The organism is Pseudoalteromonas sp. SR41-8 (assembly GCF_014163915.1).
Taxonomy (GTDB): Bacteria; Pseudomonadota; Gammaproteobacteria; order Enterobacterales; family Alteromonadaceae; genus Pseudoalteromonas; species Pseudoalteromonas rhizosphaerae.
On sequence record NZ_JACJEE010000014.1, the window covers coordinates 16,700 to 29,835 of the forward strand.

Below are 13,136 nucleotides of genomic sequence, written 5' to 3' on the forward strand. Positions count from 1 at the left end.
GAGTAATTCTAAATACTCGTTAGCTTTTAAATAATGTATAAGTGCTATAAGTTGAGTGGTTTAATATAACTTACTTAGGCATTATTAAATTGTATACAATGAGTTAGTTAACTATGTCATTTGGGCTAGACAATCACTCCTCTGCGTAGATTTGTTCGCTGTTGCGCGCGGCAATATATTTTAAAGGGAATTAAGGTATCTGGATGAAAGAAATCATGGTTTATGGAACAGTTATCCTTTGTTTCTTTTGTTATGGTCTTTGGCCTTTTATCGCATCAGCTTTACTGGTGTTTATTTCTGATGACCCAACTTTAGGTATTATCAGTTTAGTTATTTGGTCAATTGCTGTTACGATCCAAATAATTGCTATGTGGCAAATATTTAAAAGAAATTCAAAAGGATTACATTTGTTTTTCTCTGTAGTTTTTCTTTACGTATTTTTATATGCGGGTGATTCACTTATCGTTTCATTAGAAAGTAACGCTGTTTTTTCATTTTCAAATATTATAAATAAAGCTATATATCCATTGTTCGCTGCATGGGCTTTGTATTTTAGCGATGCCAAAGATTTCTTTATTAAACCAACTGAGAGTTAGTAATGAGTAAGTGTAATAATTGTAGTGCCAGTATTTCTTTTATGGCAGTTTTAAACACCATGAATCCCTTGAAAGTAAAGTGCTCAAATTGTAAGGAGCCAGTGCGAATTGATAAGGTTAGTGGCGGTATTGCAGCCCTAATTATTTCATCTATTGCAGTGACTATACTGGCGATGTTTTACGGTTCACCAAACTATTGGTTAAAAATAGTTCTGCCTGTAGTGGTAGCTGCCGAGATCGGATATTTTGGCCTCATTAAGTTTGGTATCGTTAAAATTAAAGCAGTTGAGTAAATCATAAAAATTCATCTGTAGATTAGTGTTTCTCACATTTGTGTTAAACGCATAAAATTGCCAATTAAACTCAGCAGTGAGTTTAATTGCACTAGCGATAACACAACAAAGCAGTTCTATTTCTATTAAATACCTTATTGTGCATTGCGGTGTGTTGGTGATGTTTTTATATGTTGAGCAAGCACAGTAATGCTTATCTTGTCTTTAAATAGTAGAGCCTTGCAAATCAATTTTTAATCTTCTATCTAGCTACTTTAACCTGCATTTTATTTTCAATAATTGCCACACCTTGGGTATTTTCTAAAAACTTTTGTGCCAGTGCGCGTTCAAAGCCGGTTTCGGTTATACCGTACAGGGCTACTTTGTTGCCATTAACGTGCACTTGTAGTTGCGAGAGGTGTAGGTTTGGATTGCTGCGCAGTTTATGAATTATAGTCTGTTGTAATGTCGGTTGAGGAGAAACGCTGCTGATCATAATTGTGCTGGTGGCCGCACTGACTTGTATTGTGCAAGCGAGTGAAATTATACAGCATACTAATGACATAGTTAATTTGAAGCGATTCATGATTCCTCCCATAACGTCTATTATATTTATTTAGTGACTAGTAACCCTAGTGTTACAATATTCATTCCAAGATTAAGTCATTGAAATATATTGATAATTTAAAATTGTTGTAAACTATTTAGGAGTTTTTTACATTCAACTGAGTAAAAAATACGGTAATTTTTAATTACTTTAGATTTATTTGTTCCTTTTTTTGTTTTTTTAGAACAATATGATATAAAATTACCTGTAACATTTATTTTACAAAAATCATTGAACTCAAGTAAATCAAAGGCATGTGGTTTAGTTACTGTATAGCCATCTAATTAAAAATATTTTCTTTAATTACAATAGATTAATTGCTCTACTTTCTATGGGTAAACAACTGTACTCGGTTTATTGACAGCGTTGTCTTTAGGTGTTTTTATTAAATTGATGTGAATTATTTGTTAATTCAATTCTCTTTAAACTAACATCCAAGGATTTTTAAATGAAAGCGTCGAAAACCCCAACATTCAAAATAACGGCATTAGCGAGTGCTATTTTGTTATCAACAGCTGGTTCTGCAATCGCTGAGCAAGTAGAGTCAGAGCGTTTTATTGTGCATTTATCTGAGCAAACGACTGCTCTACATACTGCGTTTGCTCAAAGTAAAGCGCAGATTAATAATATTAAAGTAAGCTTGATGAGCGATGTTGCTACTCAAGCTAATGTTGAAGTACTACAAAGCTTGCCTGATATTAACGCAATGGCGGTGGTTTTAACGGCGGATCAAAAAGCTCGTTTATTACAAAGTAGCGATGTAGCCAGTATAGAAGTGGATCCAAAGCGTTATTTAATGGCCGAAAGCACCCCATATGGTATTACTATGGTTCAAGCTCAACAACTTTCAGATAACCTAACTGGCAGTCAAAAAGTATGTATTATGGATACTGGCTACACACTAAATCATCCTGACTTACCAAATACAGGCGTCACTGGCAGTGATGGTTATGGCGCTAATGATACAGGTAATTGGTATAACGATGGTAACGGCCATGGTACACATGTTGCGGGTACTATTGCAGCGTTAGGTGGAAATGGTCAGGGTGTTGTTGGGGTTAATTCTTCGGGCCAATTGGGTTTACACATTGTTAAGGTATTTAACGACCAAGGAAGATGGGCATATGGTTCTGACCTTGTTGCAGCTATCAGTCAATGTCAAGCCGCTGGGGCAACAGTGACCAGTATGAGTTTGGGGGGGCCTCAATCATCTAATGCTGAGCGCCAAGCTTTTGCTAATAGCTATTCGCAAGGTATGTTGCATATTGCAGCTGCAGGTAATGATGCGAATAGCTCGTTAAGTTACCCTGCATCTTATGATGCGGTTATATCTGTGGCGGCAGTTGATAGAAATGGTAATAAGGCATCGTTCTCACAATATAATTCACAGGTTGAAATTGCAGCGCCAGGCGTTGGTACTAACTCAACATGGAATAATGGCGGGTATAAGAGTATAAGTGGTACTTCCATGGCAACACCGCATGTATCTGGTGTAGCTGCATTAGTCTGGAGTCACTTTCCAAACTGTAGTAATCAACAAATTCGTGATGCTTTAAATACCACTGCGCAAGATCGTGGCGCACAAGGGCGGGATACCTCATACGGTTTTGGTATTGTTAAAGCAAAAGATGCCTATGATTATTTAGCACAATCTGACTGCGGTGGTGGTAGTGGCATGGATAATGCGCCAGTTGCAAGTTTTAGTGCAACCGTAAATGATAAACAGGTTACTTTCAATAATACCTCTACGGATGATAAAGGGATCAGCAGTTATAGTTGGAGTTTTGGCGATGGCAATTCATCGAATACTAAAAACCCTATTCATACTTATACTGCAGAAGGTAATTATACAGTCCTTTTAGAAGTAACTGACACCATAGGACAAACAAATCAGCGTAGTCAAACTGTGACTATCTCATCGAATCCTCCAGGCGGTTGTGATGGTTTAGCTAGTTGGGATGCAGCAAAGTCATACCGTGTTGGTGATTTGGTTGAGTTTAACCAAGTTAAATATAAAGCAACTTGGTGGTCAACGGGGGCAAGTCCAGCGATTTATTCTAATGTTTGGTCGCGTCAAGGTAATTGTCAAAATGACGGTGATGTTAATCAAGCACCTAAAGCGAACTTTGATTTTAGTGTCAATGGGTTTGCTGTCAGTTTCACTAATGCATCGACTGATGATGTGGCTGTTACAGCCTATAATTGGACTTTTGGTGATGGCAGTGTCGCTAATACCGTAACACCCAATCATACTTATCAAGCCGCAGGTTCCTATGATGTAGCACTTACGGTAAGTGACGCCCAAGGACTTAATCATACCTTAACTAAAACAGTAACTGTTACAGATGGCACACAAACTGGCTGTACAGACTTATCGAACTGGAGTGCAAGTGCTGTATACACGGCTGGCGAAGAGGTGGCCTATAATGGTAAGCGCTACAGTGCGAAATGGTGGACACGCGGTGCAAACCCTGCTGATAATTCCAGCGCATGGGCCGTTTGGAAAGACCTAGGAGTTTGTCAGTAGCTGCTGGTAATTAAACTAAAAAGCCGAGACTATGAATATGAAGTAACCCCATAAGTCTCGGCTTTTTATGTAGCGTCAAAGCAGATGAATTATTTCTTTTTCTTAGCTTTTGCTTTGGCCTTTTTACGGGCTTTGATTTTTACCGGATCTTTATGTTTTTTGATTGGCGCTTTAGCTTCTTTATGACGCGGCTCAAATCCTTTAACAACACGGCGTTTAAGGCGCAGCTCAATGTAGCGTTCAATTTTTGCTAATACTGCAATGTCATGGGCTTCTACTAACGAAATTGCAATGCCTTTCTTACCTGCGCGAGCAGTGCGGCCAATACGGTGAACATACACGTCTGCTGTGCGTGGCATATCAAAGTTGATCACATGACTAATATCAGCCACATCAATACCGCGGGCGGCAACATCAGTCGCAACTAATATTCTTGTACGGCCACTGTGGAAATTTTCCATTGCCTTCATGCGTTTGTCTTGTGGCATCTCGCCACGTAACCAGGCTGCGCGAACCCCAGCATTGGTCAGCTCGCCGACTAATGTTTCTAGGCGATCACGGGTTTTAACAAACACAATAGCTTTGCTTAAGTCTTCACTGTTTAGTATTTCAACCAACATTGCTAATTTATGGTTGTAATCATCAGCAATGTGTACCCATTGGTGGATTTTAGCTTTTTCTTTACGTGAAGATTCAGCTTCTAATAGGGCTGGATCTTTTAAAATTTGCTCTGCAAATCGTTCAACGCTATCGCCTTCAAGAGTGGCTGAGAATAAAAAGCACTGACGACGATTTTTTGCTTCTTCACAAATACGCATCATTTCTTTACGAAAGCCCATGTCTAACATGCGGTCTGCTTCGTCTAAAATAAGCATCTCGACGTTTTCGGCATGAAAGTTTTCGGTTTCTAAATATTCCATTAATCGCCCTGGTGTGGCGATTAATATATCGTTATTTTTTTCAAAAATTTCTTTATGCGTACCGTAGTTAATACCGCCAGTAACAACACCAATTTTAAGGTTAGTGCCTTTAGCAAGTAGTTCACACTGTTCATGAATTTGATAAGCTAACTCGCGCGTTGGAGTCATGATCAAAACACGGGCAAAACCAGGCTCGCGACGCGGGAAATCAAGTAAGTATTGAATCGCCGGGATCAAAAATGCCGCTGTTTTACCAGTACCGGTTGGTGCAGAGGCTAAAATATCACGGCCTTGCAGCGCTTCAGGGATCGCTTGTTGTTGAATGCTAGTTGGGGTTTCGTAACCCATTTTAGCAACGGCTTGTAGTATCTTGTTATCAATATCAAAATCAGAAAATTGCATAGAGTGTCAAAAATAGAGGACAATTGCTGGTAATTATACGCGCTATCCGCCAGTTGGTGAATGAAAAGGTGAAAAAATGTCAGGCTTTGTGTTTAAACAATTTAAAGTAGCGCAAACGCGCAGTGCGATGAAGGTCTCGACGGATGGAATTTTACTCGGTGCATGGGCTGACTTAACTACTTCACAGCGGTTACTTGATATTGGCACAGGTACTGGGTTGTTGGCATTAATGTGCAAGCAACGCAAACCAACTATGCAGGTTAATGCTGTTGAAATTGATGCCAATGCATGTGCTGATGCGCAGCAAAATTTTACAAATAGCCCATGGCCCGATATTAAATTGATGCAAAAAGCTATTCAGCAAGTAACCACCACAACTGAGTTTGATGTTGTGATCAGTAACCCTCCGTATTTTAATGCCAGTTTAAAAGGGCAGGACTTAGCTCGTAATACCGCACGTCATACAGATAGCTTAAGTTTTAGTGAGTTAATCACTGCATTCAAACACCTTAGTCACCAAAATGCTTTTTTAAATGTGATCCTACCTTGCCCAGAAGCGCAGTTGTTTATTGCACAAGCGCAATTACAAGGTTTGTATTTAGTGCGCCATTGTTTAGTACAAACTACTGCCACTAAAGCGCCGAGCAGGAGCTTAATGTGCTTTGCTTATCAGATGCAAGAATGCGAGCTGACCAGCTTAACGATTCATGGTCAAGGGGCTCAATATAGCGATGAGTATATAGCTCTGTGTAAGGATTTTTACTTGAAAATGTAATCATCATTGAATAAAAGGTACATTTATCGCACACTGATGAAAAACCTGAGTGATAGATATGGATAATCAACTACCTAAACCTTTTATTTTTGTACTTTCCTTAGTGCAAGGCATTGTTCTTACTTTGTTATATCGTAGTGTTGAAAATCAGCTATGGCCTGCGACAGAGCCAGTTTGGTTGTTTTCTTTAGTTACTTTTACCATTAGTTTTGTGCTACTGACTTTACTTGCTGTAGAGCAAGCTAATATTAAAAAACTGCTTAGTTACTTGTTACCATTTAGTCTGTTGTTATCACTCCTTGGTGCTTATATTGGTGCTCAGCAATACCCAATTGCGCTGGTTAATAACGATGCTTTAACGGCCATTTTTATATTCACAGCCTTAATTGCCAGCTTTAAAGCACTTATGTATATCCAACAACTGATTGGTAATGAAGCAATTAGTTATAGCCAATTATTCAAGCTCTCATGGCGTAACTTTATTTTATTTGCAGAGTGTTGGTTATTCGTTTTAATTTTCTGGGGAATTTTGCAGTTAGGAGCGGCGCTATTTAATGCGTTAGAGATTACATTTTTCTCTGAGCTACTCAAAAAAGACTGGTTTTGGATCCCAACTTTAACCTTAGCGTTCGGTTTTGCCACGGTGATCTTTAGAGGGGTTATGCATATAGAAGATAACATCTCATTTTTATTGCAAACCTTGATTAAGTTTTTACTGCCAGTACTTACGGTTATTTCTTTAGGCTTTTTAGCGACGCTACCGTTTACGGGGCTAGATAAATTATGGCAAACAGGCAGTGGTAGCTCGTTAGTTTTATGGTTACAGGTACTCACTTTATTTTTTGTGAATACGGTTTATCAATACGCTGCTGATCAGCGACCTTATAAAATTGTAATACACAGGTTAGTATTTTTTGGTATTGCTTTATTACCAATTTACAGTGTGATTGCCGCTTATGGCATTTGGCTTAGAGTTGAACAATACGGGATCACGGTGGGTCGTTGCTGGGCTATTTTAGTGTGTCTTTTACTTGCGTGTTTTTCATTCGGGTATTTAGTCGGGATCGTTAAAAAGCGCGATGCATGGCAACAAGTGCAAAGCAAAGTTAATATTGTGATGGGGGTGGTGATTTTAATATTTATGCTACTAGTGAACTCGCCAGTTTTGAATTTTCAGCGTTTATCTACCGAGAGTCAAATCGCGCGCTTAAATGAAGGTGACGTGAGTATTGAAGAATTTGATTATTATTACTTCTCAAGTAATTTAGGACGCCAAGGCTATCTTGCAATGCAAAAGTTACAAGCGCAAATTCAAAGTACTCATCCAGAGCAAGCAATGATCATTGAGCGAATGTATGTCAACCCAGATAATCCAGAGTTTGAGGCTTTAGCCGAGCAAACATCAATAACAGAGTTTGTTACGCACTCGACGTTTTGGCCTAGGCAGCAGGTGTTTTCGGATGAGTTAATTCAGGCTGTATTCGAGAGCTTACATTTCAACCGCTGGACACCGCTTAAAAGTCATTCATTTTATTTTATCGCCATAGATTTAAATCAAGATGAACAACTCGATTATGTATTTATAGATGAATCGAATCACTCTACTGAAGCTAATCTGTGGTTGCATGATGGCACTCAATGGCAATCAAAATACATGACTATCGATAATCCCGAGCAAATTAAATTACTAAAAACACTGATTGATGCAGATAACATTGAGGTTGCACAACCCAAATATAATGATTTGAAAATTGGCGATGTGCTGTTTAAAGTCAGGAGTAATATTGATTACTAAACAGGGTTTAAGGTCAGAGTGTTCAAAATATTAGTTGGTAATTCAATATAAAGTTCAACGCTATAACGTTTAGCGTAATACATTGAATCACCAAACTAATAAATATTGTTAGGCTAAGTAACAGCAGGAGCATACAGAAAATTATTCTGCTATAGCTCCTGGTATTTCTGTAATTACAGCCAGATACAGGCTTTAATTGGCATCAAATAACTCAAATATTCGGTTGTCACCAGGAGCCGTTTTTACCACTTGCAACAAGGCATTTGCCACGTTTTCACGGCTGACTTTTGCATCTTTACGTTCACTTGGCCGTTGTGTGGTGATTTGCAATGAAGCACTGTCGTTGGTAAGTGAACCTGGGCGTACAATAGTATAATTTAGGCCGCTATTGATTAGATGTTCGTCAGCCATATGTTTAGCAACTAAGTAAGGTTTTAAATCGCTTTCTGTTGCATCAGGATCATCTGCGCCAATTGAACTGACCATAATAAAGTTTTTTATATCATATTGCTTTGCATAATTTACGGCTTTAACCGCAGCCCATAAATCAATTAATAATGTTTTATCATCGCCGGTATTTCCGCCAGAACCGGCAACAAAAATTACCTGTTCGCAGCCTGCAAATGCTTGGCTAAAGTCACCCTCGAGATCTTGCTCGGTCACGCTGAGGTAGGGACTATTTAAATCGCTTAACTTATTTTTATCACGTACGAGAGCGACAACCTGATGCTGATCATTAAGTAGTAACTGTGTCGTTATTTTACCAATCTGGCCACTTGCGCCTATGATTAATGTTTTGCTCATCATTAACTCCTTCAAAAAATAGCTAAATTGCTCACTGTGTTTATAGACCTTGGGGGAGATATTTATTTTTAAAGGGCTAGAACCACTTTATTACTTAAACCAGAGTATTTAGTTTTCATTTTTGTAAAGCTGACTTTCAGCTGATATCGACTAACCTTTATTTAATAAGGTCACACATTTGGAGCGTAAAATGACGGTTTCAGCAATACCAAAGGGGTATCATGCAATTACTCCTTACTTGATAATTAACGGTGCAGCAAAAGCAATCGAGTATTATGAGAAGGTATTTAATGCCCAGCTCATTATGCAAATGCCGCTGCCAGATGGCGGCATTGCTCACGCAGAAATTAAAATTGGTGATTCGCATATTATGCTTTCAGATATGTGCCCTGAAGCGCATTTTAAAAGCCCTGATGAGCTTGGCGGAACGCCTGTGAGCTTAATGCTTTACGTTGCAGATGTAGATGCCGTATTTGCTAATGCGGTTGCCTTAGGTGGTAAAGAAATACGCCCAGTTCATGACCAATTTTACGGTGATAGGGCCGGTACATTGCAAGACCCATTTGGCCATGTATGGACAATAGGCACTCATAAAGAAGACCTCAGCGATGACGAGATTAGTCAACGCATGGTTGATCTGATCAGTAAAGAAGAAGACGCATAAATTACAGTGGCTGATCTCATAGTTTTGAAAAATCGGTTTATATTTCATCTGAAAGTCAGCTATGAGCGAAGAGCAGACGCACAGACAAACTCGTTTTTGGACAAAAACGTGTCAGTCACTTTTCTAAATTAGCTAGTTACGGATTACATCTAGTAAGGCAAATCATATTTACGACGTGTTTAAAGTAAAATGCTACCCTCGACTGCTGCTTATTAGCATGGTCATAATTTACATAAATATTTACTAATAAATTCACTGGGAGATTGATACTGGCTATATGGGAAGCGGCTTTTCGGATACCACATCTTTTATCACGATAGTTGACGTGCAAAATTAAAATGGGTTAGCTTTGAGCAACTTAGGTAATTACGTTATGCTTACGGTCTTTATAATTCGGCCAATACGATATGTCTGAATCACAATTTAATAATCTACTCGCTGAGGCTATTTCCTCTATGAAATCACCGAGTTTTACATCTAAATTAATGGCCCTAATCGATTCGATACTGACGTATGATTGTGCAGTGATCCTCGGTATGCGTAAAGGCAAACACCCTATTTATCTTTACGATTCCATTGAAAATAACCGAGAATTACTTTTCGACCGTTACCTCACTTCTGCATTTCAAGATGATCCATTCTACAAAATGCTCACCATTGATGAGCAGCAAGGTGTTTTTTTATTAAAAGACGTAGTCCAATGGGGTATGGATTATCAAACATACTGTAATCAATTTTACCTGCAAACAGGCTGGAAAGATGAGTTAAGTATTCTCATTAAAGTTGAAGCAACCCGCTGGGTCGTTATCTATTTAGGGTGCACTCAGGCAGGAAATTCATTTTCGTCATTAAATGTTGAAACATTAAAATCATATTTCGCAATCATTCAATCATTATGTCGGCAACACTGGCAACAAACTGAATTCCTTCTTGCAGAACCAGTTTTTTCTCCAGAGTCTTACTCAGTAAAAAGACGTGAGTTCATCGAGAATGCTCTGCATACTTTTGGCAATGATTTGCTTTCAACCAGAGAGAAACAAATCGCCTGTTTAATAGTACAAGGCCTTGATACTAAAGAGATAGCAAAACAGTTAGACATTACAGAGGGTACAGTAAAAAATCACCGAAAACGTATCTATGCTCAATTGCAAGTGGCATCCCTCAGTGAACTTTTCCAAGTTTTCCTCAATCATATTATTACCCACTAAATTAACCTATTATCCCTTTAGGGATATATCGCGCATTAGTTTCTATTTGTAATCTGTACATCACATTTTTCATAAGATAAGGCTTTATAGATGACATTTATTCAGGAACTACAGACGCGCGGATTAATTGCTCAAGCCAGTGATTTAGGCCAGATACAGCAACAACTTAGCCAGCCACAAACAGTTTACTGCGGTTTCGATCCCACCGCAGGTAGCCTTCATATTGGACATTTAGTCCCGCTCATTATGCTCAAACGTTTTCAAGATGCTGGACATCAAACATTAGCGCTTATTGGTGGTGCGACGGGAATGATTGGCGACCCATCTTTCAAAGCTGTAGAGCGCAGTTTGAATACTGAAGAAACTGTAGCTGGTTGGGTCAAAGATCTTACTAATCAAATTGAGCAGTTGTTAGCTCCTCATTTAAGCAAGCCCATGACCATCGTCAATAACTCAGACTGGATGAGAGATATTAATGTCATCGATTTTTTTCGTGATATTGGTAAGCATTTTTCAGTCAACAATATGATCAGCCGTGAGTCTGTAAAGCAACGGTTGCAAAGGCCTGATCAAGGCATTTCATTTACAGAATTTAGTTACAGTTTACTCCAGTCCTATGACTTTGCTGTGCTTAATCGAAACTATGGTTGCAGTTTACAAATTGGTGGTAATGACCAATGGGGAAACATTGTCAGTGGTATTGATCTAACTCGTCGTCAAAATGGGAAGCAAGTATTTGGTTTAACCCTACCTTTGATAACTAAATCTGACGGTACTAAATTTGGTAAAACAGAAGGTGGAGCCGTTTGGCTTGCTCCGGAAAAAACATCACCATATATGTTTTACCAGTTCTGGTTATCCACTGAGGACACCGATGTTTATAACCTTCTGCGATACTACACATTCTTGTCTTGTGATGAGATCGAGAAGATAGAATTGCAGGATAAAACCCGAAACGGCAAACCCGAAGCACAAAAGATTCTAGCGCAGAATATGACGCGTTTTGTTCATGGTGAATCAGGGCTACTCAGCGCAGAGCGTATTACGCAAGCATTGTTCACAGGTAGTGTCGTGAAGCTGAGTTATAATGAACTCAAACAGCTTGAGTTAGATGGTATTCCAAGCATCGAAAGCTCTCAGCAAGGCATTGAAGAATTGTTGGTCGAATCAGGGGTAGCTAAATCAAAACGCACCGCCAGAGAGCTAGTCGAAAACAATGCTATTAGTGTAAACGGTGAAAAAATAACATCTGACAACTCCCAACTTGGATTTCCACTATTTGATGAATACTGGTTAATTCAGCGCGGTAAGAAGCATTTTTGCTTAGTCAAACGCAAATAAATTTGAAAACACAGGTAATGCGGTTCAGATCTATTGCATGAGGGTTGAACGCATTACTTTAAGTATCACAATGTTTGACTGCGTAGAAATCAATTAGAAGAAATAGGGCAGAAACGAGTTATACCGGAATAGCTTCTTTTAGCACTCAGGCGTACTTCGGCAAAGAGCGATAACCGGACTGTCGGGTCAACTCGTTTTTGGACAAAAGCTTGTTAGAGTCTGAACTACTCAAACTTCCGCTCCTTATTATTTGAACTATCAACTACACATAACTATGAATTTTATCTAATGGTTAAATATACTCAGGATCGTTTCAATAAATTTTTCTGGTTCTTCTAGCATTGGCGTATGCGATACATCTTCTAACTTAATTAGCTGTAATGATTTAAATGCGCCTTCAATGCTTTCCCACACCTCAATCGGAGCAATGCTAAAATCTAGTTCCCCATTAATGACGGTGGCATCCAAGTTTGAAGAAAACTGCGTAAGTTCGATATCTCTGAATATTTCTCCCCAAAGCGTATCTAGTAGCGGTGTATTCATTTCAACATCATCCCACAAAGGTAACTCATCAAATGATGCATCTTTCCATCTCATTGGGCCTAATCTACGACAGATATGCGCAAACTTACGTTCTGGCTGTTTGGCAATATCACTTTCTAGTCTAGCCATACTTGTATTTAGCAACTTTTTTCGTTGTTCAGAAGCGTTTTCAGACCAATGAGTAAACTGTTTCTCTTGCATATCACCTGACAGACTTGGCGCAGCACCAACTACAATCAACTTTTCGATCTTTATTTTCGCATGACTTGCAAAGTGCATTGCCATATACGCATGACCTGAATGGCCTAAAACACTAGTTTTAGTTAGATTTAGGCTGTCGCATATTGCTTGGATATCACGAGTGATAGTATCTAAGCTGACAAATTCAACTGGATTTACAGCATCACATTTTGAGAATCCGCGATGATCCACATACACACAAGTAAAGTAATTGTGCATAGATTCGGGAATGACTTTTTTGTAGTAGTTCACACTACCAATAATTAACAAATGTGGGCCTGTTCCATGCTGCTCGACTTGTAAATGATAATTATCACGATGGACAAATAAAGGATTTATATCGTTCATTCATATACTCACTCTGGTTGCTACGGAACCATTCTAAGACATGGTTTAGACCGATTAAATGAGCTAATATGGGTTTCTATAGCTCAAATTTTGG

At 38.8% G+C, this 13,136-nt stretch carries 12 protein-coding genes; 8 read left to right on the forward strand and 4 right to left on the reverse strand.

Annotation, left to right across the window (positions count from 1 at the left end; genetic code table 11):
* Nucleotides 1-203 precede the first annotated feature (203 nt).
* A complete protein-coding gene (locus tag H5162_RS11100) occupies nucleotides 204-596 on the forward strand; it encodes a hypothetical protein (protein WP_182731847.1) in 393 nt (130 codons plus the stop codon).
* Nucleotides 597-697: 101 nt separating this feature from the next.
* A complete protein-coding gene (locus H5162_RS11105; protein ID WP_145237732.1) occupies nucleotides 698-889 on the forward strand; it encodes a hypothetical protein in 192 nt (63 codons plus the stop codon).
* Between the two features lie 241 nt (nucleotides 890-1,130).
* Here H5162_RS11105 and H5162_RS11110 read toward each other — a convergent pair whose 3' ends face one another.
* Nucleotides 1,131-1,454: a BON domain-containing protein gene (locus H5162_RS11110; RefSeq protein ID WP_182778537.1), complete on the reverse strand. Its 324-nt coding sequence runs from the start codon at nucleotides 1,452-1,454 to the stop codon at nucleotides 1,131-1,133.
* A gap of 469 nt (nucleotides 1,455-1,923) precedes the next feature.
* On the opposite strand from H5162_RS11110, the gene H5162_RS11115 reads away from it, so the two are divergent.
* Entirely contained in the window at nucleotides 1,924-4,002 is a 2,079-nt protein-coding gene (locus tag H5162_RS11115) for a S8 family serine peptidase (protein ID WP_182778539.1), read from the forward strand.
* An 89-nt stretch (nucleotides 4,003-4,091) separates the two neighbouring features.
* On the opposite strand, the gene srmB is transcribed toward H5162_RS11115, so the two are convergent.
* Entirely contained in the window at nucleotides 4,092-5,324 is a 1,233-nt protein-coding gene (gene srmB / locus H5162_RS11120) for an ATP-dependent RNA helicase SrmB (protein WP_145237725.1), read from the reverse strand.
* A gap of 76 nt (nucleotides 5,325-5,400) precedes the next feature.
* Between srmB and H5162_RS11125 the strand changes: the two genes are divergently transcribed.
* Together H5162_RS11125 and H5162_RS11130 are read left to right on the forward strand one after the other, a co-directional pair.
* On the forward strand, nucleotides 5,401-6,099 hold the full coding sequence (locus H5162_RS11125; RefSeq protein WP_182778541.1) for a tRNA1(Val) (adenine(37)-N6)-methyltransferase: 699 nt from the start codon (nucleotides 5,401-5,403) through the stop codon (nucleotides 6,097-6,099).
* A 58-nt stretch (nucleotides 6,100-6,157) separates the two neighbouring features.
* On the forward strand, nucleotides 6,158-7,894 hold the full coding sequence (locus H5162_RS11130; RefSeq protein ID WP_182778543.1) for a DUF4153 domain-containing protein: 1,737 nt from the start codon (nucleotides 6,158-6,160) through the stop codon (nucleotides 7,892-7,894).
* 192 nt (nucleotides 7,895-8,086) lie between these two features.
* On the opposite strand, the gene H5162_RS11135 is transcribed toward H5162_RS11130, so the two are convergent.
* Nucleotides 8,087-8,698, reverse strand: coding sequence for an SDR family oxidoreductase (locus tag H5162_RS11135; RefSeq protein ID WP_182731851.1), 612 nt, complete (start codon nucleotides 8,696-8,698; stop codon nucleotides 8,087-8,089).
* 190 nt (nucleotides 8,699-8,888) lie between these two features.
* Between H5162_RS11135 and H5162_RS11140 the strand changes: the two genes are divergently transcribed.
* The 3 genes from H5162_RS11140 (at nucleotide 8,889) to tyrS (ending at nucleotide 11,911) form a co-directional block, all read left to right on the forward strand.
* Nucleotides 8,889-9,362, forward strand: a complete 474-nt coding sequence (locus H5162_RS11140; RefSeq protein ID WP_145237712.1) for a VOC family protein — start codon at nucleotides 8,889-8,891, stop codon at nucleotides 9,360-9,362.
* A 407-nt stretch (nucleotides 9,363-9,769) separates the two neighbouring features.
* On the forward strand, nucleotides 9,770-10,570 hold the full coding sequence (locus H5162_RS11145; protein ID WP_182759999.1) for a LuxR C-terminal-related transcriptional regulator: 801 nt from the start codon (nucleotides 9,770-9,772) through the stop codon (nucleotides 10,568-10,570).
* 90 nt (nucleotides 10,571-10,660) lie between these two features.
* Complete coding sequence (tyrS, locus tag H5162_RS11150; RefSeq protein WP_182778545.1) at nucleotides 10,661-11,911, forward strand: tyrosine--tRNA ligase; 1,251 nt, start codon at nucleotides 10,661-10,663, stop codon at nucleotides 11,909-11,911.
* Between the two features lie 285 nt (nucleotides 11,912-12,196).
* Here tyrS and H5162_RS11155 read toward each other — a convergent pair whose 3' ends face one another.
* On the reverse strand, nucleotides 12,197-13,042 hold the full coding sequence (locus H5162_RS11155; protein ID WP_182760001.1) for an alpha/beta fold hydrolase: 846 nt from the start codon (nucleotides 13,040-13,042) through the stop codon (nucleotides 12,197-12,199).
* Nucleotides 13,043-13,136: the final 94 nt, after the last annotated feature.

What these genes read in the sequence shown, in the direction of transcription:
- H5162_RS11135 (WP_182731851.1), bottom strand. Translation starts at nt 8,698, where the DNA reads ATGAGCAAAACATTAATCATAGGCGCAAGTGGCCAGATTGGTAAAATA.
- H5162_RS11130 (WP_182778543.1), top strand. Translation starts at nt 6,158, where the DNA reads ATGGATAATCAACTACCTAAACCTTTTATTTTTGTACTTTCCTTAGTG.
- tyrS (WP_182778545.1), top strand. Translation starts at nt 10,661, where the DNA reads ATGACATTTATTCAGGAACTACAGACGCGCGGATTAATTGCTCAAGCC.
- H5162_RS11125 (WP_182778541.1), top strand. Translation starts at nt 5,401, where the DNA reads ATGTCAGGCTTTGTGTTTAAACAATTTAAAGTAGCGCAAACGCGCAGT.
- srmB (WP_145237725.1), bottom strand. Translation starts at nt 5,324, where the DNA reads ATGCAATTTTCTGATTTTGATATTGATAACAAGATACTACAAGCCGTT.
- H5162_RS11155 (WP_182760001.1), bottom strand. Translation starts at nt 13,042, where the DNA reads ATGAACGATATAAATCCTTTATTTGTCCATCGTGATAATTATCATTTA.
- H5162_RS11100 (WP_182731847.1), top strand. Translation starts at nt 204, where the DNA reads ATGAAAGAAATCATGGTTTATGGAACAGTTATCCTTTGTTTCTTTTGT.
- H5162_RS11110 (WP_182778537.1), bottom strand. Translation starts at nt 1,454, where the DNA reads ATGAATCGCTTCAAATTAACTATGTCATTAGTATGCTGTATAATTTCA.
- H5162_RS11115 (WP_182778539.1), top strand. Translation starts at nt 1,924, where the DNA reads ATGAAAGCGTCGAAAACCCCAACATTCAAAATAACGGCATTAGCGAGT.
- H5162_RS11145 (WP_182759999.1), top strand. Translation starts at nt 9,770, where the DNA reads ATGTCTGAATCACAATTTAATAATCTACTCGCTGAGGCTATTTCCTCT.
- H5162_RS11140 (WP_145237712.1), top strand. Translation starts at nt 8,889, where the DNA reads ATGACGGTTTCAGCAATACCAAAGGGGTATCATGCAATTACTCCTTAC.